The sequence below is a fragment of the Bacillus cereus group sp. Sample62 genome, assembly GCF_036851315.1.
In the GTDB taxonomy this organism is placed as follows: Bacteria; Bacillota; Bacilli; order Bacillales; family Bacillaceae_G; genus Bacillus_A; species Bacillus_A wiedmannii.
On sequence record NZ_JAFLPK010000002.1, the window covers coordinates 199,361 to 219,250 of the forward strand.

A 19,890-nucleotide genomic window follows, 5' to 3' on the forward strand; every position below is an offset into this window, starting at 1 on the left:
AAAAATCATATTGCAAAAGGACACACCTACGCATAACCATAGCGTAGGTGTGTCCTTTTTTTGTTTAAGGAGGAAAAAGTTATGGGGAAAACATTATTTATTGCAGAAAAATCAAAAGTGGCCAATGAAATTATGAAATCGCCACGATTCCGTCACTCACAAAAGTACATTGGTAGCAAGCCTTATTATGGTTATTATGAAAATGATCATTATATTGTCAGTTGGTGCCGTGGACATTTGCTGGAACTAAAAAATCCGGAAGAGATGGATCCAGAGTATAAAATGTTTAAGTTAGAACATTTACCTTTAATTTATCAGCCAGCTTATAAAGTGATACAAGAAAATGCTGAACAATTACAAATCCTTGTTAAACTACTGCAACGTCCTGATGTTGACCATGCGGTGAACGTATGTGACGCGGACCGAGAGGGAGAGTTAATCTATAGGGAAGTGTACGAATATGCAGGTGTGAATAAAAAGCAATCTCGCGTATTTAAATCCTCTTTTGAAGCTGCAGAACTTGAAGCAGCTCTCAATCGATTAGAAAGCGCATCTAAATACGATGGACTGGCGTATTCTGCTAAAGCAAGGCAGTATCTGGATTATCTATTAGGGATGAATATAACCAGGGGATGTACCACAAAATTAGCACAAAATAAATTCTTATTGTCATCTGGCCGTGTACAAATGTGTTTATTAAATGAGATACGCCAACGCGAATTAGCAATTGAAAACTATAGAGAGCAATCTTATTATCATCTGCAGCTAATAACAGATTTAGGACTTACACCGGTTATGAAAACAGAAGATCAAGTGTTAAACCCATCGCCATTAAGAAGTTTGGGAGAAAATTTGAAAGGGCAATATCTTGTAGTAGAAGAATTTAAAGAGGGAACCAGGAAGAAAAATCCTAAATTGCTATATAACTTAACAGATCTGTATAAAGATGCCCATGCGCAATTGCAAATTAATGCTGAAACTGTAAAAAAACATATTCAGAACTTGTATGAAGAAGGGTTTATTACATATCCTCGTTCATCTTCTAGGCATTTGCCTACAGAGCAAGTAGAGCGTGTAAAAGGTGTTATGCAGGCACTAGCTAAGAGTCAGTATTCTTTACTGGTACAATCCGTAGATATTGAAGCAATTGATGTGAAACATAAAACATTCAACGATGAGCTTGTATCAAGTCATTTTGCTATTATACCGACGACTAAACAATATCAAGAGGAAGGTCGTCCAGAGATTGAAAAACAACTATATAGCCTCGTGGTAAAACGTTTTGTGGGTAATTTCATGCGTCCTGCAGTATACCTGGTAAGAGAAGTATCGCTTATTGACGCGATGGGAAATATCTATCAAACAAAAGAAAGTGTACTTCGAGAAAAAGGGTTTCTAGAAGTGTTTCAAGAGGAAGTAGAGGAAGAAAGTGTGGAAGTATTTAAAATTCCTATCATGCAAAAAGGACAGGAACTTCAAATCTGCGATTTTGAGTTACAGGAATCCAAAACAAAGAAACCAGCTCTACACACAGAAAGCTCAATTCTGACTTTCATGGAAACAGCAGGACGGAAAATTGACGATGAACATTTAAAAGAATTAATGAAAGGGAAAAGAATTGGAACCGTTGCGACCGAAGCGACCTTTATTCCAGCTCTACACGAGAAAAACTATATAGCCATTGAAAAAGGGAAAATTACAACGACTCCAATTGGCCGTTCCTTTATTGAGCAATTTCCTGTCTCGCAAGTCAAAGATCCATTATACACAGCTGAAATGGAAGGGATGATATATCGCATTGAAAAGAATGAGATGAGTTATAAAGAATTCATTGTACAAACCAATGAATTTATACAAAAAATAACGCAAGAAATTATAAAAATCCCTGACGCGGTTTCGTACAATTTAATAGAGAACTGGAAGCAACAAATAGAAGTATGCAAATGCCCTTGTGGAAATGGAATAATTTTAGATAGAGGGAAATTTTTCGGGTGTAGTAACCATCCAAACTGTAACGTTGGATTCCCCAAAAGAATAAAGGAAAAAACAATTCCTGCAGCACAAGTTAAAAAACTGTTTGAAGAGAATAAAACGGATGTTATAAAAGGATTTAAATCAAATGGCAAAGAGTTTTCTGCTTATCTAGCATTTATAAATGGTGAAGTAAGCTTTAATTTGCCTACAGTTGAAGAATTATCACTCGGACGTTGTCCAAAATGTCAAAATGGACACATTTTAAAACGTGATACGTTTTTTGGGTGTTCAGATTATCAAAGTGGATGTAATTTTGCAATATTCGCTAAAATTAAAGGAAAGAAATTATCTGATAGCCAGATTAAGAAATTATTGAAGAATCGTGTTACAGACTTTATTCATGGTTTTAAAGGAGATTACGGAGAATTCACTGCAGCTATCCGATTAAAGGAGGACCTTAGAATTTGTTTTGAACGTCCAACAACGGCTGATCGTACAGTAGGTAAATGTCCATTATGCCAGAGTAGGGTTATAATAGGGAAAACAAACTATCTATGTGAACAATACAAGAAGGACTGTGATTTCATCATTTCAGGAATGATACTCGAAAAAAAAATTACAGCTAATCAAATTAAGAAATTACTAGAAAAGAATATGACTGATACAATTCAAGGATTTAAATCAAAAAAAACGGGGGAATTATTCGGTGCAAAATTAACATATGACTCCGCACAGAAGAGACTTACGTTTATAAATGAGAAGAAGAAATAATATCGCAAAATCTTAAATTTCATATATAAAATTAATAAGAACTATGATATGATGAAAGTAACAAAATACTTCTAAAACTATCTTGCAAAAGGACACACCTACGCATACATATGCCATAGGTGTGTCCTTTTTTATGTATTTTTAAGATTTCAAGACTCAAAAGGGGGATATATATTGTGTACCAGTAATATAACATCTACTAATGTATCTTTTGAAAAATTGAAAAGTCAGGAAGAGAATGAAAAAAGCATGGCGTCGATATGCCCGAATTGTAAGAAACGTTCATTTAGAGAACTATATAATGATTATCCAAAATGGATACAGTTTTGCCTATGTTGTAATTATCGAGAAGTAAATACATTGGAAAGTCCGTTTGTTTATTAGACACAGCTATTTTCGTATTTTAAGTAGGAGGAAGAAATTTCGATATGAAAATATGGATTAAAGCTATTTGTATAACATCATTCGTAATTCAAATGTCAGCATGCAGCAGTTCCGCGCAAACAAAAATTGATTCGAGACCTGCCCAAGCAGTACAAAACGGAATACAACGGCACGTAGAAGGGAAAGGTATTGTTGATATTCCAGAAGCTTATAAGGGGAAATTAAAAGGCTTAGAGACCGTTAAAGGGAAGGTATTACATATAAAAGACGGAGATACGATAGACGTAAACGTAAAGGGGCAGAAACAGACGGTAAGGTTACTGTTATTAGATACCCCTGAGTCTGTATCTCAAAAAATCCCACCACAAAAAATGGGAAAAGAAGCTTCTTCCTTTTTAAAGAAACAGCTAGATGGGAAAAGTGTAACCTTGGTTTATGATCAAGGACCAAAAGAAGACAAGTACGGTAGGAAATTGGCTTATATATTTTGTAATGGTATACACATCAATGAATTAATGGCCAAGTCGGGTTATGGGATTGTAGCCTATATTTCTAAACCTAATACTACATTACTACCCGAAATGCTTGAGGCAGAAAAAGAAGCAAAAGAAGCAATGGCAGGAGTGTGGAGCATTAAAGGGTTTGTAAATGAAAAGAAACGGCATTATAACCGTAATGATGCAGCTTAGCACCCTAATCCATTGCAATACAAATATTTTTGTAAAATGGAGGTTTTTTGAATGGATGAAAACAAAAGAAATATGCTCTTATCCTTTATCATTTCAATTTTATTTATTTTCGCGAGCCTATTACCATTTAGTAATAATGAATATGTGTATGTTATCTCCAAAATCGGTGCTGCAGCTGGTGTAATAAATATTGTGACGATGAGCGTTTTCTTGTATTTTCAAAGCAAAAAAACGGGACATTTATTAAATCAGTAAATTAAAACTCAATAGTTTTCCTTACTCATATCTTTTTAAGCTAGGTAAGGAAAACCAAAAAGGAGTGTGAAAGGTGAGTCAAGTACCTGGATTTTTGAAGTTTGTTTTAGCGAAAGAAAGACGGTATGTATATTTAGTTGTAGCAGAAAAGAAAAACAAAAAAATACATACACACATGGTATATAGATTTGGTCCGCTAGAAAAAGCATTAGAAACAATGTACGAAATGCGTGGTGATTTTGAAAATCTTTTCCCTCTAGAATTAAAAGAGAGGGGATACGACTGGGAAGATATCAACGATTGGATACTTTCTATTGAAACAGGGTACTCGAAACACGGAAATAAACTAGTCATATATTAGCAAATGTTTTGCATTTTAAAAAAACACGTGAGGCGAAAATAAGATGTCGATCATTCAAAAGTATCACATTGCAATTGCTTGGACGATAGCTACTAGCGCAATGCTTATAAGTTTAATTTTTAGTGAATGGATGAAGCTGCCTCCATGTAATTTGTGCTGGTATCAAAGGATGGCCATGTATCCATTAGTATTAATATTGGGTATAGGAATGTATAGGAAAGATCCTAATGTAAGTATATATGCATTTCCATTTGCATGTATTGGATTAATAATATCTGTCTATCAAATTACGATTCAGGCTTTTCCAACAAGTGAAATGAAGATATGTTCAGTAGGTGTTTCTTGTACAGAAGATTATTTGAATTTGTTTGGTTTCATCTCGATTCCTATGCTATCTTTTGTTGGATTTTTAGCCATCATAATACTTTTATATATTAAACCAGATAAAGAGACAAAAGAACAAATAACACAGCGATTATAATCGATATACTCATACAAACACAAAATACTTATAACTGAAAATAAAAAAAGAAACTAAAAAGGAGAATTTAAAATGACAACTATTCAAGCAAGTAATGAAATGCACAAAATCCCAGAGGCGGATGTAGAATTATTAAAGATTATGGCCCATCCAGTTAGGTTACAAATCGTGAAGGAGCTAGAACACCGCAAGATTTGTAATGTAACACAATTAACGGAGCTATTAGATATTCCTCAATCTACCGTATCTCAGCATTTATCTAAAATGCGTGGGAAGATTCTTCGTTCGGAAAGAAGGGGATTAGAGATGTATTATCATATTGTAAATTCAAAAGCATGTCAGATTGTTAGTGTACTAGGTTTATAATTAGCTCAAACTAAATAGCAGATTATGAGATTAAAAATAAAATAAGGGCAGCCTGATATGGCTGCCCTTATTTTATTTGTGATTTTGCATATATTTTTGCACATTTAGTTTAGCAAATATTATTCTTTTCTATCAAACTTCAATCTTATTTTTTCTCAATATGTTTCGTTTACTTTTATATTATAATAAACTTAATTCTTTTTATTTATGCATATTTCCTGGGGTGAATCCTTGTACTGAGGATTCCTTTTTTATTTTACACTACTGCAAAAATAAACGTAATTCAAATTGGATTTTAAACTGGTATTCATAAAGAAACTGTTGAAATAGCCTGTTTGTAAATGAACTGTTGCTTTCCATGACTGGAAACTAGCACTGAAAATTTATCAACAGCGATAATTATCCCTGGCACCCTTATTCCGTTTAATAAAAATATCGTTACTAATCTTTTTTCCTCTATTAATTTTGTGTAAAAATCTTCTTGTGTATGCATTAATAGTTTCCGCCTCTCTTTAAATGTTCTAATCTTTTTAAATCCTTCTTATGGATGCAAAAGGAATAGTTTAATAGTATCATTTTTGTATTATATAAAGATTTTTAAATGATGTTTTTATGATTCTTATTCGGAGCAATTTCGTATAAAACAAAAGCCTTCACCATAAAGTGAAGACTTTTGTTTATTTATTATCCACCATGATTTCCGTGTGCATATTGAATAACATCAATAGCTTTTTGTGTTTCTGTAGGGGATTGGGCACCAAACATTAAAGTAAAAATAGTAATTACACCAGCTAAACCGAGAATTGTCTTTTTCATTTTAATGCCTCCTTCTCAAAAGCTTTTTTTCCTGCTTGAGAACATGAATAGAAATAACAGCTTGCTTTAACATGGTTATTTTCTTTATAAAATGCAGTAGCAAGATATTCTTCATACTCTTTGATGTATTCAAAAAGTTCTTGCTCTTTAAAATATGATACGCCTTCTAACACTGTCCTTTCAAGTGCTTCGGCAGGAAAATCTCCATTCATTGCATCTAATATTTTAAAATGGTGCAGATACTCTATATTTGCAACCTCTTCACAAATGGAATGTCCTTTTACTATGAGATCTTTTGCAACGGAGTGATTTCCTTCTTTCATATGTTCTCTTGCCTCAATAAATAGTGCTTTATAATTGTTAGGCATTTTTTGATTTACTTCTGAAAGATATCTAATAGCTAATGGCGAAAGGTTTTGAGTAGCATACATTAACCCTAAATTTTGACGAACCATTAAAATAAATTGCTCTTCGTTTATTTTTTGGAACATATCCATTGCTTTCGTGAAATATTCTTCAGCGAGTTCCCATTCTCTCAAATGAGTACAAGCTAAGCCTATAAGGTTATCACAAAAAGCGACATTAATTTCATACCCAGCATGTTGAGCAAAGATTTCCCTTGCCTCTGATACTTTTTTATAAGATAAAAGCCCTTGATATATATCATAATGGAAAGCTCCAACTTTATAATAAAATTCCGCTTTTTCCAATTCATCAGGAATGCAGTCTAAAAGTTTTTCTGCATTTTCATAACTCTCTTTTGCGATTTGATATTCTCCAATAGTAGAGGCATGAATTCCTTTGAAAAAGTGATAATAATAAGCTAAGAAATTATCTGTAGGCATATCAAAAGCCTCAACTTTGTCAAAACTGCTTTTTGAAACGCTTAAATTATCAATTACAAATTGATATCTAAAATCTAGTAGTGAGTAGTAGAGCAATAAATTCTGATCCTCTTCAATACTATGAATCTTAGTATCAATTATTTCTTTTAATTGATGAGCATTACCTATACGTCTTGAGCGGATTTCAAGATACCAATCGTTTAGTAGCTTTGTAATTTCATTGTTTCCCTTAGTTGAAACAATCATTATTTATTCCCCCATCCTATAGAAGTCTACTAATGTTATATATTACCATTATAGCGAAATCTATATTTTATTTAACAGTTTTAAATTTATTTTTCAATAGAATTCAGAAAAAACAGTTAATTTAAAATAACTGACTTACATTTAATTCACAAAAACGTAATATAGTTGAAGTGAGTTTAATTATCACATTTGCGTAATAGAAGAATTAATAAATATATAAGCAGAAAGAATTTTTGAGGGTACTAATGCAGATGGTGTATGGAGTAAGGCTATATTCAAAGTAAAAGAAGGTAACTATTATTATATATCTGAGAATAGTACGTTCGAGGTAACTGACAATGAGTATCTAAATGTAGAAGTGTTAGAAGAAATCCAGCGGGGGGGGGGATCATAATTTGTTTGCGGTAAAAGGGGACGAAAGAGACATGCTGCAGCAGTTAGAGATGGACGGATTTAATTTTGAAGATGTAGAATGGGGAGAGCTTAATCTATTGGATAACGAAATTATGAGTAGTACGGATGCAATAGAAGAGTGGGGAATTAAATCATCAACATTACGTAAAAGAATAAATGATTTCCCAAAAGGCTCAATCCGTAAAATTGGCACGACATATGCTGTGACTCGATTTGGAATGCGCTGTGTTTGCGGTTCAAATAAAAAGTGAGTAAAAATAAATTAGGGGAGGTAGCGTTCGATGAAGAATCACACAAGGAATTCTAAGGGACAATTACTACAAACTAATAAGGAAATGGTCTGACCTAAAGCAAAAACAGCGTGAAACCATATCAAATTGGCTGAGAGAGGCTTATATAGAGAAGATTAAGGTTCATAACCGTAGATTGAAACCGAGAGAACATGAGGATGTTTTAGAAAGTGTTATGAGTAAAATCTATAATCGTGAAATTTGGATTCCGGATTACGAAGTCGAAAAGTATTACAAAGGAAAAATAAATAAATGGTATAACAAACATATTTCATTGAAAGAAAAAAATGAAAAGGAGGAGAACAAATGAAACATAGTATCGGAAATGTGAGTACTTCCTATATAATTCGTCTAATTTTAAATGATTTAGACACATTTATCACAGGAGGAAAAAGGCAGTTTAATTTCTGCTCAGAATCTGGAATATCCCCTGTGGAGGAGCTAATTGCGGATTGGTTGGAGTGGTTTAATGATTACCCGCAAGGTATATCGCCCGATGAATTAAAAGGAATTAAAAGGGAGATAGGCGAATTGATGGGGAGTATGTCTATATGGTGTCATCATATTGAAGAAAGAGAAGGATTTATAAAGCAATTTAGCGATTATTTCGGGGAATATATAGGTTTCTGTAAATTAGTTAGGGATGTATATCTCGAAGAGCTAAAAGATGAGTCGTCATATTAGTATCATCTATTCCTAATATTTTTATAAAAGGAAATTCATATAAACGTTCTTCAGATGATGAAAAAGTTAAAGGAGAAAAGAAAGTGAAATTAGAGATTGAAAAGTTTATTAGTGAAATAGAATTTCCGGAAGCTGCTATGAGTCTTATTGAAGAGGGAATATTATGTTATAAAGCAGGAGCTTATAGATCAGCGTATATCATGTCATATTTATTTTTTTTAAGTATAGTGAAGTACAGAGCATTAGAAAGTTCATATGTTCCCATTGGGTATGGTAGGGAATTGAAGAAGAAAACAGATGAAATTTCATACGATGAATTCTGGGAAAGAAAAGTATTCGACTTAATTACTACAGGAAAATTACATAGTGGTTATTTTGAATTTAGCGAATCGATAATTAATCAAATGGAATATTGGAGGACTTTGAGAAACGATTGTGTACATTCTAAAGGTAATCAAATTGTAGCAGCGCATGTTGAATCATTTTGGTTATTTATACAATCAACTCTTCCTGAGTTAGTAAATAACTATAGGAAGAATGTCTTATCTAGAGAGCTCGAGGAATTCTTCGAAAATTAGTGATTTTATAATCCTAATGTGGATTTGCCATATTTTAAAGAAGTTAAGGAACGAGTTAATGAAAATACAGAATGGCATGTTTATTATTACAGTGAGAATGATATTGAAAATTTTAGAGATAAATTGACTCAAATAGGCATAATTGAACAATATATAAAATTTATACACTGTGACACATTTTATGATTTACCTTTAGTAAAGCAAACAATAGAAAATTAAACCCACGCTTTTTGATTAATCTTTATTCCAAACCAACACCTAATATCGGAAAATGATAAAATAAAATATAAGAAAACCATCGTGATTTTCTCTACGATGGTTTTCTAAATATATAAAAGCCCTAGTTAATTAGTGATGAAGAAGATATTGTAACATACGTTTCGTATTACGTAAAATATATGAATTGAATATATATTGCATAATATCATTTATAAAATGTCCTTTTTAATTTACTCAATCAATTGTTGAATTTTAGAGGAAATATATATTTTAAGATATTAGCATAGCAAATTCTGTATAAATAAATTCTACTTCTTTCATTATAATTTCTAAAATTCAGTACTGCGTTAATATGCTTATTATGATGTGTATCGCAAGCAGGGCATTTCCACTTAAAAGATATTAGTGTTGGGATAAGATCTAAACGCTTTATTATTTTAAAAAAATAATCAGATAATTTAGATAATTCATTGACATATTTTTGGGAATTGCATACAATATTTACTATATTATAGATTGATTACCACTAAAGATTTGCTAGAGTTCATAAAACATCCTTAGTAATATCATTCGGCTTAAAGGAGCTAATTAAATGAGAAATAATAAAAATTTGTGGATACTTATGTTTGGAGTACTTGGTGCAGAGCTTGGGATGTGGCTGGGACTTATAGGGAATTTAGAATTTCTTCAGAAGAATGTAGAATCCAGTTTCAATCAGTCACTCATATTAATAATAGGTATAGCAACTGGTTTCATTTTTGGCCCGTGGGCAGGTACCCTTATTGACTCGTTAAATAAAAAGTTTGTACTTATTCTATCAGGAGTAGTTCGAATTTTTGCGGTCTTATTTATGTTAATGGCTGTAAATTTAAATTCTGTAATTTGGATGCTGGTATCTATGTTTTTAATAGGCATAGCTTCATCATTTTATTTTCCAGGAGTTCAATCAATAATCCCCTTAATCGCAAAAGAGGAAAAATCCTTAATAGAAGCAAATGCCATTCAAATGAATGTAATGACCTTTGCAAGAATTATAGGTACTGCACTAGCAGGTGTTTTACTTTTATTAATCTCTTTAAAAGAAATATATACATATAGTTTAATAGCCTATTCAATACTGCTAATAAGTACATTCTTTTTAAAATTTGAAGAACCAAAAAAAGTAGTTAGTAAAAGTGGAAAAAAGAAATTTGCATTCAAAGAAGTATTCCCAATTATTAAATCAAATCCTCTAGTGTTTAAATCGTTAGTTTTATCGATTATACCTTTTAGTTTCATTTCAGGATTTAACCTAATAGTAATAGAAGTCAGCAATATTCAAAGTGATCCCTCAATTAAAGGTTTATTATATACAGTTGAAGGTTTAAGTATGATATTAACAGGGTTTTTAGTGAAGTCTTTAGTGAAAAAAAAGGATATTATAAATTTTATAATCCTATCTTGTGTGCTAATGTTTATCTCTGAATTTTTATTGATTTTTTCATCTGCAATAATTATACCTTTTATCTCATTCTTCCTATTTGGTTTATCTTGTGGGATATTTATGCCATTAACAGCTACTTTATATCAACGACAAATTGAGAGTGAATTTCACGGGAGATTTTTTTCTTTTAAAAGAATTGTAGAAACAGGTATTGGACAAATTGCATTGTTAACCCTAGGTGCGGGTTTAGATATATTTGACTTAACTGAATTAATGATTTTTGTAACTGTAATTTCTTTAATAATAATTATTTATACTATTGCAGCCCCTTCATTAAGAGATGAAAAAGAAAAAGATGTTGATGAAGTTTCTTGGTAGTAAATCTGAATTGAAAGGAGGTGAAATATTATGAAAAAATTCAAGCCAGCTTTTGAGGTAACACAAGTAGGATCCATGCAATGGAATCGTACGAACCCAGGTTCAATTGTTGAAGCAACAAATCAAGGGAAAGCGGTAGATATTCCTCAGGATGTTCTAGAACAAGTGAAAAATGCAATTAAAGCTGAAATTAGTAAAAGATAATGAAAATGAATAAGATTTATACTTAGTTAATAATAAAAATTCTTAAATATAAAGGTAGGTACTTTATTAATTTTATAAAGCCTGCCTTTATATTTTAAAGAAGGAGAAATATTATGAAATTTAGAGGACCTGTTCATGTAGATTTCAATTTGACTAATGGGTGTAATTTAGCTTGTTCTCACTGTCACAGTTCTTCAGGACCAAAATTAGATAATGAACTTAAGACAGAAGAAATTTTAGATGTTATAACTGAAATTTATTCTATGGGTGTTCTAAGGATTGCTTTTGCTGGTGGAGAGCCTTTTATTAGAAGAGATATTATTGATATTCTTTCACATGCATGTTCATTTCCAGGATGGCAGGTATCTGTTATATCAAATGGATTGTTTTTTACGGAACGAAACATTAAATTATTAAAGGAAAAATGTCCGAACTTAAACGTTAATATTAGCTTAGACGGATCCACTGCTGAAAATTATAGTATATTAAGAAAGCAGGTTAACAATCCTAATTTCAATCCTGTTCCCTTATTTGAAAAAGTTGTGAAAAGTATCAAGGATATGGTGAAAGCCGGATTTAATACATCTGTTAACTTCACTTTAACTAAAGCCACAATTGAAGATTGGATACCAACATATGAGTTAGTAAACGATTTAGGTGCACATGCTTTGGTTGGAATTAAATTTTTCCCAGGAGGGTATGGTAAAGAGCACTTAGAAAAGTTTGAGTTACCTTATGATCTTTGGAGTAGTTATTTCACAGCAGTAACCAGAGAAAAGTTAAAAGGTAAGTATAATAAAATGCAGATTTCAGTTCCTGCTGCCTGGGAGTTTTATTTACCATTTATTCAAGGGAATATAGATATTAAATCAGGCGAAGATGTTTGGAATTACCGAAGTCCATTACAGGAGAAAGAGTATCGAAAAGATAGAAGTGTTGGGGATATCGCGGGAGTAGCAGAGTTATCTATTTCATCAAATGGCGATGTATATCCATCAATACTTTTGATTGGGGAAGATGAATTATTGTGTGGGAATTTGAGGGAAGAAAATATTCGAAATATTTGGAATGGTAGCGAGGTATTAAGAAGCTTTAAAGATTTGGATATAGAACTAATACGAGGAATGTGTAATAAATGTGGAATTAAAGAAATGTGTGGTGGAGGTTCTAGATCTAGAGCCTTTGCAGGTATTGGTAACATTTTGGCTGAGGATTATACATGTCCACTGGTTAAGGGGAGAGAAGTAATAAATGTATAACATGAAGATAATTGGAAATAGTTGCAATGCCATTAGGATTTATAGGGATCAGTTTGGTTGTGAGATTCGATTTGGAAGCGCATTAATTACTTGTAATGAAGATGCTGCAAGGATATTAGATATTGTTACAACTAGCAGCCCTAACGAGGGTTTAAAAATACTTGCTACATTAACTGGTGAAAATGAGATTTTACAAAACTATAAAATGGTTAAGGAAGTCTTATTAAATTTAAACAAAGCAGGTGTTTCACTTGAAATTTGGAATGAGGAGTGGTTAAACTTTGATAAACAAAATTCCGGAGTATAGAGATGTATTAGTATTGGCACCATTCCGAAGAGCTGTTTTCAGAAACGCTGTATCCTCACTATACCCTTTTATAGAACCTATTGATTCTCCCCCGTTACTTGTTGCTGGAGCAATACAAAGTAAAGGTCTGGGAGTAAATTATTTTCCATTAATTAATCTTTTTAATGGTTACAACGAGGAAACTGACTACCCGAAATTATACGAATTATTAAAAAACAACCCTTCTAAAATGGTTGTTTTTAGTGCAGATAATTTTATACCAAGTAGAAGCACAGCTTCTGTGTATGGAATTAGAACTATATCTCGTATTCTACGAGATATTAATCCTAGAGTAATTGTTGGGGTTACTGGAAGAATGGCCACAGTTCTTAAGGAAAAATTATATAAAATAGTTCCAGAACTTGATTTTTCAATAATTGGTGAGCCGGAAGAAGTGATAGGGGATATTGCTGCAGAAATATTAATTAACGGATTAGGAGCAGCTGATAAAAAATTTAATTCTTTATTAACTAAAAATAATGTAAATAAAGTTCCAGTTCCTGCAATGGTAATGGATTTAGAAAATATGGCTTTACCAGCATATGAATTGTTGGAACATACATTTGAAATATATGAGGATTTAACAGGTATTAAGCCTAAAAACATCCCATTTAGTATCAGAACAACTTTAGGTTGCAAATTCAGGTGTAGATTCTGCAGTGGGGTTCCCAACTGGTTAAATTATAGAAAGAAATCACCTGAAAGGATAGATAAAGAAATTAAAAGATTGAAAAGATCTTTAGGAGAAATAGCTACAATCTCATTTTTAGAAGATGAAATCTTTACAAAAGATATTGAACATGTGAAAAAAGTAACAAATATATTCAAAGAGAATGGAATTTTCTTAGAAGGATTGTATACACACTCCTCTTTAATGAGTTCTGAGATAGCTCAATTATTATTACCCATAACAAATAGAGTATATTTTGGTTTAGACAATGCAAATGATAATATTTTAAAAAAAATGGGGAAGGGGCAAAAGTTAGATACAGTTTTACATGCCATTGAATTAGCTAGGGATAAAGGGTTAAAAGTTCACTTAGAATGGATTATTGGTACGCCAGAAGAAGATATTGATTCCTTATTAACTTCTTTGACTACAATTTTTAATTTGTTAAGTACAGGAATAGTGGATAATATAAATACTTATGTATACTGTCCACATCCGGGAACAGAGTATGCCATGAATCCAGAGAAATATAATTTAAATATTGTTGAAGATTATGATTATATGCAGGAGTCAGGAGGATATCCCACATACTCTACCGATAAACTGAATAGGAATCAAATATTTACGGCTTATTTAATGAGCCAACTAATCATTATAGAGGCTAAGCAAGCAAGAGAACACTCTGGAATCAAAACTTCTGTAAGGTTTCAAAATAAAAAAGAGCTTAGATATCTTTTTAATTCAATTAGTGGCACCCAAATGGTAGATGGTATAGGAGGAAGACGATGAAAAGTAATCATGTATATATTCTCGGAGTAAATATGTCAAATCATGATAGGTCCGCTTGTTTATTGAAAAACGGAGAGGTTTTAGTTGCAATTTCAGAAGAGAGACTAGATAGAAGGAAGAAGTCCGAAGGATTCTATGAGAACAATCCTAGAAGTATAGTTATTCCTCCGTTGGCTTCAATTACATATGTACTGCAAGAAGCTAATATATCTTTGGATGAACTAGATTTAGTTGTATGTGGAAGATCAATAAATTCTTGTAAAAATGATTTCCTATCTTATTTCCCTATAGACTCTACAAAAGTAGTTGAAATTCCTTTGCCTGGTCATCATCTAGCTCATGCATATAGTGCTATCGGGACAGCACCTTTCAAAGAGGCCGCAATACTTGTCATAGATGAGCAAGGTCATCATTTAAATGGAAATTTCGAAAAATGTTCCTTATATCATTATACCTCAGGAGAAATCCAAGAAGTAAGAAAATATTTCGGTAATAAAGAAGATATTTCTTTAGGAATGTTTTATGATATTTTTGCCTCACTGATTGGTTTAAGTGAAGCAGGGACCCCTGCTGCTGGTAAACTTATGGGATTAGCTCCTTATGGGAATAAACGTGAAGAATGGCCAGAATTAATAACTCTCATAAATGGAGACACTTATATTTCGCTAACAAGAATTGATAATTTTTTGTCAAATATTCTTCCTATTAGAAAAGGTATGGAAGATTATTTGGTAACTCATATAGATGGACTGCTAAAAAAATATATTGCAATTCATTGGGATACAACCCTAGCATATGATTTAGCATATAAAGCTCAGGAAGAACTTGAAAGGGCTATCTTATATTTATCTACTGATTTATTAGAGCGTACTAGTGCAAAATGTTTATGCTATGCTGGTGGAGTAGCTTTGAATTGTACTGCTAATGGAAAATTATTAGATATCGGGTGGGAGGACATCTTTGTGCACCCTGCGGCAACTGATGATGGTAATGCAATTGGACTGGCTTTATATGGTTGGCATAAAGTACTCAAAAATCAATTAGATGTACCCATGGAATTTAATCCATTTCTAGGAAAAAAATATAAAATTGATGATATTATGCTGAGTTTAAAAAATTACAATCTAGATGGATATGTTGAAAAAACTAATCCCATAACTATAGCTGTAGACTTATTATTAAATAATAAAATTATTTGCTGGTTTCAAGGACAAAGTGAGTGGGGACCTCGGGCATTAGGTGCGAGGAGTATATTAGCAAACCCTTTGATGAATGGAATAACCAAAATACTAAATTCTAAAATTAAGCTTAGAGAGCATTTTAGGCCGTTTGGTATTAGTGGAACTGAAAAAGGTATTGAAAAATTACTTTATACTGATAATGTTGCTACTTCCTTAAAGCCATATATGCTGGCTGTGGGTAAAGTGAAAAATAATAGTTTAGATGAGATTAAACATAAAGATGATACAGTCAGATTTCAAGTGGTTAATCCAAATCTACAACCTAACTATTATAAGCTTATAAGAGAATTTGGGGAAATAACAGGTATTGAAGCAGTAATTAATACATCTTTTAATGTATTGGGTGAACCGTTAGTAGAGAGCCCAAATGATGCAGTAAGGCAATTTCTGTTAACCGAGGCTGACGTATTAATTATTGATAATTATGTGATAAACAGAGAGAATATACCAACATCGCTCTATAAAGAAATGCAAAAGGAAGCTTTTAATCAAACTTATGTGGATAAGTTAAAGTTATTACTTAATTTAGAGTATTTAGGGTACGAAGAAAAAGCAGATAATATTCTATCGAATTTTGGTTTGTGCGAAAAAGATTATCTTTCATTAGGTGCTAGTGATTTTCGTTCATATTGTGAATATATGCTAAAACTAGCTGTAAGACAAAAAAATTTCAATATGGCTGAAAACTATGCGAAAAATATATTAGAATGGAGTGCTTATTCGAAAGAATCAGCAACTGCGATAGAGTTTTTAGTAAATTATAAAAATGATGAGTATAGAGATATTGCGTACTTAATTAATCAGATAGCACCCCAAGGGGAGGCAAGTAATTTCTTTAGAAAACTACTTAGTGAGCAAATATAATTTAGAAAGGAGAGAATATTTTTGGAAGAAAAACAAAATGGATGCCCATTTTCTAATAAAATTTATTTTTCTATTCAAAAAAACAAATGGATAGTAGATGACTTGAATATAGCGAAAAATATACTAAATTCTAATTCTGTAAGAACTCCTCACTTAAGTGAATTTGATGAAGAAACCGCTAGTTTTTTTCTAGCCTTAACACTGTCGAATGATGAAAGTTTACCAAGATTAAAAAAAGTATTTTCCCGCTTTTTTACTTATAAAAATATAATATACCTATCAGACTTATACTTTATTCCTATAGCCTCTAATATCCTAGATATGCTTGAGGATGGGGAAATACATGATGTTAAAGAAACATATATTTCGCCTTATATAAAACAGGCTATCTTTTCGTTATTAGGAATCTCGGATCGTAAAGGATTTGAGCTAATGGCAGGTGTGAACTTTACTAGAAAGCAAGATGTGAGCGAAGAGTATTCAAAAGCAGCGTATCATATTGTTTTTGAACAAATTAGAAATTTAATTATTTCAGAACCTGTTAGTTCAGACGGTTTTGTATTCTTTTTAAGAAATTCAGAAACTTTGACGCTAGAAGAAAAAGTAACATTTGTTTACCCGTTTATTGAAATGCTTTGTGCAGAGATGACAATGGAGCTTCCTGTGGTTTTTTTGAAGAATTTATTGGAAATGAAGGAAGGTATAAATAAAGTAAATTTAGATAATTCTTTGTTTGAGAAGGTATTTGAAGAATCAGCAAGGTTATTAAATAATATATGCCTTACTAGGGTAGCAATACAAGATATTGAAATTAATAATCATGAAACCATAAAGAAAGGAGATAAAATAAATATTTTAGTTTCAGAAGCAAATAGAGATGAGAGCTATTTTAAAAAGGCTAGTAAATTTATATGGAATAGAGAAAATATGTATCAAAGTCTTTCTTTTGGACATGGAAGTCATTTTTGTTTAGGGAAAGATACAATTAAAGCAATGTCTCTGATTGCAGCCGAACAAATTCTTTTAAGAAATATAGAGTACTTTGCAGATTCTAACTCTTTTCGAACTATTACTTAGGGGGGAGAATGTGGATTTTTATAAAGAATACAGAAAAGATTTTACCCTTGAGTTTAAAATGGAGTTAAATCAAAGTGCATATTCTATTTCTAATTATTATTTTGATGCTTCTTCCTTTTGTAGAATATATAAATTTGGAAAGTGGTTTAGCAAACTAGAAGTAGATCAAATGAATATAAGTGAACATATGACTAATTACTTTAAAATTGATTTTAAAGAAGTTGAAAAATGGAACGAGTTCTTAAGTAAACAAAAAGAACAAGACTTTGAAATAAATATACATGTGACTCATTTAAGAAGGAATTATGCTAATAGTGAAGATATCCAATTTGAAATTGTGAAATCTTGGTTTGACTTATATTTTTCATTTAATTTAAATGGAAAATTAATAAAACTTACTGATGGCACAGATTCCATATATAAAATACTAGATATGATAAAAAAGAATTTTTCTTTTTATTATACAAATTATATTTTAGATTATCCTAAAATCAATGAAGACTTAGATTTAAATCAAAGTGCGAATTTGTTGTTACCACCAACCCCTGCATCAATTCTAATTCATGAAATGATAGGACATTTCTTAGAATCAAATTCAAGTTACAATCTTGATAGAATTGGAATTAAAGAGCTTAATGTAAAAAATTTGTGTACTAGATTTTATGATGATGAAGGTATTAAAGTAAGAAATAATTTCTTTATAAAACAAGGATACATAGCAAATAAAATATACGAAAGAAAAAATAATGTTAACAAACCTTCTGGACTTGTTAAAGCCGCACCGCATTCTGGTCTAGGCCTCATCAGGTGTACAGAATTAATGACGCTTTCAGGTGGAGTGGAGGTTGGAGATTTTTACAACTTTGATAGAGAAATCATTAAATGCATTAAATTGAGTGGTGCAGAATATACTAATGGCTTTGGAATATTTCATGTTGAACATGCAGTTAAATATATTAAAGGGAAACCAGAGAAGAGTATATATCCATTTTACTTTTATATTCCTATTACTCAATTATTAAACAGAATTAGTGGAATAGGGAATGATGTAATGCTTGCTAATTCAGCACGTTGTACTAAAAATGGAATTTCAATACCAACTATCAATTATTCACCTTCAATTCTATTAAATCAAGTTACTTTATTAAGGAGATGATACAAATTCAATGGGAGTTTTTAACTGTACAAACTAACATTAGCAAAGAAGGTAATAATTATCTCGAAGAAAAAAACGAGAGTTATCGACGAATGCGAATTATATACAATAATATGATTGGGACTTTTATAACGAATCAATGTGTAGACGAAGATTTTTTAATAAAAAAAGCTTTTGAAAATTTATATCCTCTTGATGGCTTGGAAATTTCTTTCTCAAGCCATCAGTTTAATAGCGATAATCTCCATAGAAAACATATAGATGGCCCAAACAATCGCTTAAGTGTTTTGTCTAGTACAAAAGAAGAAATTAGGTATTCATTAGTTACAAGTTTTGATGGTAATATACGAGAAAAAATTATCAATAATTGGTATGAATACGATTATTTGAACCCTAAGGTAATTGCTGAGGAATTAAAATTGACTGTTACAGCTTGTATCAATAGTGTTGCTAATTTACCATGGTTGTTTACTCCTTATGCGGCATCTAAACTACTACATAGTCTGCTATTAAATATTATTATTGGAAATACGAATCTCGATTTTTCTCTAGGAAATTTAATAATTAAAGATCCAGGAACATATTCTAATTTTGATTTTGAAGGGACTAAGGTTAAAGCTATCACTTTTGTTGAAAATGGGAAGTTAATTACACCTGCATTTGATTTATTTACAGCAAAGAAAAGAAAAGTAGAGGCAACAGGTCATGGTGGGTTAAATGGTACTAGTATTCAAAATTTAATTGTAGATTCAGAGGAATTAGATATGGATAGGGTATTAGAAGATAATAACCATGTACATTTAATTTATGATGTTAACATTATTAATAATGATCTTAAGACAAAATATGTTATTTTAACTTTTTATGAATTAGGAAGTTATATGTATAAAATAGTAGACATTGAAAAGCTATTTAATAAGGGAAAGTGGATTGGTACCATTAGTATGGGGATAAAACCTTTTAAAATTAAATGGCTTTTATTAACTAAACCATTATTTATATTTGATTATTTCCAATAATAAGTTTGGATATTTGTATGTTTAAATTTAAAGAAAATGAAAAATCAGTTATATTTAAGGGGGAATAGTAAATTTAGTAAAGGGGATTATT

Annotated in this window: 20 protein-coding genes and 2 pseudogenes; 19 read left to right on the top strand and 3 right to left on the bottom strand. The window is 31.4% G+C overall.

Annotated elements, in window-relative coordinates; translation table 11 throughout:
- Positions 1–81 precede the first annotated feature (81 nt).
- From J0835_RS28050 to J0835_RS28075, 6 genes are all read left to right on the top strand, one after another.
- The gene (locus J0835_RS28050; RefSeq protein ID WP_333728190.1) at positions 82–2,745 is read left to right on the top strand and encodes a type IA DNA topoisomerase; all 2,664 of its coding nucleotides are present in this window, start codon (positions 82–84) and stop codon (positions 2,743–2,745) included.
- Positions 2,746–3,173: 428 nt separating this feature from the next.
- The gene (locus J0835_RS28055; protein WP_042512116.1) at positions 3,174–3,818 is read left to right on the top strand and encodes a thermonuclease family protein; all 645 of its coding nucleotides are present in this window, start codon (positions 3,174–3,176) and stop codon (positions 3,816–3,818) included.
- A gap of 51 nt (positions 3,819–3,869) precedes the next feature.
- A complete protein-coding gene (locus tag J0835_RS28060; protein WP_042512115.1) occupies positions 3,870–4,073 on the top strand; it encodes a hypothetical protein in 204 nt (67 codons plus the stop codon).
- A 73-nt stretch (positions 4,074–4,146) separates the two neighbouring features.
- Positions 4,147–4,434: a hypothetical protein gene (locus J0835_RS28065; protein ID WP_000084559.1), complete on the top strand. Its 288-nt coding sequence runs from the start codon at positions 4,147–4,149 to the stop codon at positions 4,432–4,434.
- Positions 4,435–4,477: 43 nt separating this feature from the next.
- Positions 4,478–4,915 (top strand): disulfide oxidoreductase, encoded by a 438-nt coding sequence (locus J0835_RS28070; RefSeq protein ID WP_042512114.1) that lies wholly within the window; start codon positions 4,478–4,480, stop codon positions 4,913–4,915.
- 72 nt (positions 4,916–4,987) lie between these two features.
- Positions 4,988–5,281, top strand: a complete 294-nt coding sequence (locus J0835_RS28075; RefSeq protein WP_000207868.1) for an ArsR/SmtB family transcription factor — start codon at positions 4,988–4,990, stop codon at positions 5,279–5,281.
- A gap of 307 nt (positions 5,282–5,588) precedes the next feature.
- On the opposite strand, the gene hfq is transcribed toward J0835_RS28075, so the two are convergent.
- From hfq to J0835_RS28090, 3 genes are all read right to left on the bottom strand, one after another.
- Positions 5,589–5,774, bottom strand: a complete 186-nt coding sequence (gene hfq / locus J0835_RS28080) for an RNA chaperone Hfq (protein ID WP_042512113.1) — start codon at positions 5,772–5,774, stop codon at positions 5,589–5,591.
- Positions 5,775–5,965: 191 nt separating this feature from the next.
- Positions 5,966–6,097: a hypothetical protein gene (locus J0835_RS28085; RefSeq protein WP_000751014.1), complete on the bottom strand. Its 132-nt coding sequence runs from the start codon at positions 6,095–6,097 to the stop codon at positions 5,966–5,968.
- Positions 6,094–7,188, bottom strand: coding sequence for a Rap family tetratricopeptide repeat protein (locus tag J0835_RS28090; RefSeq protein ID WP_042512112.1), 1,095 nt, complete (start codon positions 7,186–7,188; stop codon positions 6,094–6,096). Before J0835_RS28090 ends, J0835_RS28085 begins: the two co-directional genes overlap by 4 nt.
- A 229-nt stretch (positions 7,189–7,417) precedes the next feature.
- Here J0835_RS28090 and J0835_RS28095 point away from each other — a divergent pair.
- The 13 genes and pseudogenes from J0835_RS28095 to J0835_RS28155 all read left to right on the top strand — a co-directional run bounded on the left by J0835_RS28095 (position 7,418) and on the right by J0835_RS28155 (position 19,799).
- Positions 7,418–7,853: pseudogene (locus tag J0835_RS28095) on the top strand (helix-turn-helix domain-containing protein).
- A gap of 30 nt (positions 7,854–7,883) precedes the next feature.
- Positions 7,884–8,202: pseudogene (locus tag J0835_RS28100) on the top strand (transposase).
- The gene (locus J0835_RS28105; RefSeq protein WP_042512111.1) at positions 8,199–8,576 is read left to right on the top strand and encodes a hypothetical protein; all 378 of its coding nucleotides are present in this window, start codon (positions 8,199–8,201) and stop codon (positions 8,574–8,576) included. Before J0835_RS28100 ends, J0835_RS28105 begins: the two are co-directional and overlap by 4 nt.
- Before the next feature lie 83 nt (positions 8,577–8,659).
- On the top strand, positions 8,660–9,154 hold the full coding sequence (locus tag J0835_RS28110) for a hypothetical protein (protein WP_042512110.1): 495 nt from the start codon (positions 8,660–8,662) through the stop codon (positions 9,152–9,154).
- 811 nt (positions 9,155–9,965) lie between these two features.
- Positions 9,966–11,174, top strand: a complete 1,209-nt coding sequence (locus J0835_RS28115) for an MFS transporter (RefSeq protein WP_052494312.1) — start codon at positions 9,966–9,968, stop codon at positions 11,172–11,174.
- Between the two features lie 30 nt (positions 11,175–11,204).
- The gene (locus tag J0835_RS28120) at positions 11,205–11,378 is read left to right on the top strand and encodes a hypothetical protein (RefSeq protein WP_154696215.1); all 174 of its coding nucleotides are present in this window, start codon (positions 11,205–11,207) and stop codon (positions 11,376–11,378) included.
- 113 nt (positions 11,379–11,491) lie between these two features.
- Positions 11,492–12,637 (top strand): radical SAM/SPASM domain-containing protein, encoded by a 1,146-nt coding sequence (locus tag J0835_RS28125; protein WP_042512109.1) that lies wholly within the window; start codon positions 11,492–11,494, stop codon positions 12,635–12,637.
- Complete coding sequence (locus J0835_RS28130) at positions 12,630–12,944, top strand: hypothetical protein (protein ID WP_042512108.1); 315 nt, start codon at positions 12,630–12,632, stop codon at positions 12,942–12,944. The genes J0835_RS28125 and J0835_RS28130 overlap by 8 nt, the downstream gene beginning before the upstream one ends.
- Complete coding sequence (locus J0835_RS28135; RefSeq protein ID WP_061529248.1) at positions 12,919–14,442, top strand: B12-binding domain-containing radical SAM protein; 1,524 nt, start codon at positions 12,919–12,921, stop codon at positions 14,440–14,442. Before J0835_RS28130 ends, J0835_RS28135 begins: the two co-directional genes overlap by 26 nt.
- The gene (locus tag J0835_RS28140; protein ID WP_042512105.1) at positions 14,439–16,547 is read left to right on the top strand and encodes a carbamoyltransferase C-terminal domain-containing protein; all 2,109 of its coding nucleotides are present in this window, start codon (positions 14,439–14,441) and stop codon (positions 16,545–16,547) included. The genes J0835_RS28135 and J0835_RS28140 overlap by 4 nt, the downstream gene beginning before the upstream one ends.
- Before the next feature lie 21 nt (positions 16,548–16,568).
- Positions 16,569–17,624, top strand: a complete 1,056-nt coding sequence (locus J0835_RS28145) for a cytochrome P450 (RefSeq protein WP_042512104.1) — start codon at positions 16,569–16,571, stop codon at positions 17,622–17,624.
- A gap of 10 nt (positions 17,625–17,634) precedes the next feature.
- Positions 17,635–18,780 carry a hypothetical protein gene (locus J0835_RS28150; protein ID WP_042512103.1) on the top strand — a complete coding sequence of 382 codons (1,146 nt, stop codon included), beginning with the start codon at positions 17,635–17,637 and terminating at the stop codon, positions 18,778–18,780.
- Complete coding sequence (locus J0835_RS28155; protein ID WP_042512102.1) at positions 18,777–19,799, top strand: metallopeptidase TldD-related protein; 1,023 nt, start codon at positions 18,777–18,779, stop codon at positions 19,797–19,799. Before J0835_RS28150 ends, J0835_RS28155 begins: the two co-directional genes overlap by 4 nt.
- Positions 19,800–19,890: the final 91 nt, after the last annotated feature.